Here is a 1,457-nt window from a genome sequence, read left to right on the forward strand (position 1 = left end):
AGTCTTCTCTGATTGGGGTTCGTGAGGCAAGCTTCTCCTGATCGACGTTTTTGGGTTCCGGCTGTATCGCTCCCGCGGGTCACGCGCTTCTCTTCGCGGTCGGCGCGAGGCCGCCGCATGATGGGGTCAGGAGAGCGAGGCGTCTCAATCTGTTTCACGACCTGGTCTGCTGACGCGGACCGGTTCGGGACTCTCAACGAGATCGCCTCACCCATCGTCCCCACGGGAACGATCCGGGTCACCCTCGCGGGTGAAGTCTGGCCTGCCGTCGTCCAGTTCGCTTCAGCAGGCGTGTCTCGATCAGGCGGCTGCGAAGGCCGCTGCCGGCTCCTTGCCGAAGCGGAACTCGGTCCCGTCGCTCCACATCCGATGGAGGATGACGGCGAGCTTGCGCGCAACCGCCACGCGGGCCCGCGCCATGCCACGGTGTTTGGCGACCTGCATCCCCCAGGCGCGCAGGCTCGACCATTTGCGCGAGCGCGTCAGCAGGGAATGGGCCGCTTCGTAGAGCGCGGTACGGGCCAGTTCGTCGCCGCAGCGGCTGACCTTGCCCTGGATGTCGGTCTCGCCCGACTGGTAGCGAGACGGTGTCAGGCCGAGATGCGCCCCGACGTTCCGGGACTGTCGGAACCGTTCCGGCTCATCGATAGTGGCGCGGAAGGCCAGCGCGGTGATCGGGCCGACGCCTGGCACACTCATCAGCCGCCGGCAGACCGCCTCGCCGCGCACGATGGTGAGGACCTGCCGGGTCAGCCGATCGAGCTGCTCCAGCATCGTGGCCAGGATCGCCAGCAGGGGCGTGACGAGCGGCAGGATCAGGGGATCGTCGCCCGCCATCTCGCGCACCCGCCCGGCAAAGGCGGCACGGGCCGGGGTGCCAAGCTTGATCCCGCCCTCGCGCAGGATCGCCCGCACCACGTTCTCGATGGCTCGCATTTCGTTGAGCACGGTGCGCCGCGCCACCAGCAGCGAACGCCAGAGCCGGGACTGGCGCGACTTGACGTGAACCTGCCGGTACCAGCCCGTGCGCATGATCTGGGCAAGCGCGCGGGCATCGTTGCGGTCGGTCTTGTTGGGCATCGTCTTCATGGCCGCGTTGGCGAGCCGCGTCTCGATGCAGACCGCCGGTAGACCCGCTGCCCGAAGCTCGTCGTGCAGCCACGCTGTCAGCGAGCACGCCTCCAAGCCGATGCGCTCCAGCGGAAGGCCGAGCCCCGTCAGGGCGGCTACGAGCGGCTCCGGCTCGCTGGCGGTTCGCAACTCCTTGGTGAGCCGTCCCGTCTCATCGACCACGCAGATTGTGGTCTCTTCCAGGGAGACGTCGAGTCCGGCAAAGTACGTCATGGCTGCTCCTTCCTGATGCTGTGGCGATCCGACATCGACCACGATCTCACATCTCGATAGGAGCAGCCGCCTTCAGCGGAACCGCGGCGTGACCCCAATCACCCCATCTGTCC

At 67.3% G+C, this 1,457-nt stretch carries 1 protein-coding gene; it reads right to left on the minus strand.

Annotation, left to right across the window (positions count from 1 at the left end; genetic code table 11):
- Nucleotides 1-300: 300 nt before the first annotated feature.
- The gene (locus FV222_RS25920) at nt 301-1,344 is read right to left on the minus strand and encodes an IS110 family transposase (RefSeq protein WP_147764583.1); all 1,044 of its coding nucleotides are present in this window, start codon (nt 1,342-1,344) and stop codon (nt 301-303) included.
- Between the last annotated feature and the right edge of the window lie 113 nt (nt 1,345-1,457).

Source organism: Methylobacterium sp. WL103 (genome assembly GCF_008039885.1).
Lineage (GTDB): Bacteria > Pseudomonadota > Alphaproteobacteria > Rhizobiales > Beijerinckiaceae > Methylobacterium > Methylobacterium cerastii.

Bases quoted from the DNA above. Each gene is read 5' to 3' on its own strand.
- FV222_RS25920 (WP_147764583.1), bottom strand. From the start codon at position 1,344: ATGACGTACTTTGCCGGACTCGACGTCTCCCTGGAAGAGACCACAATC.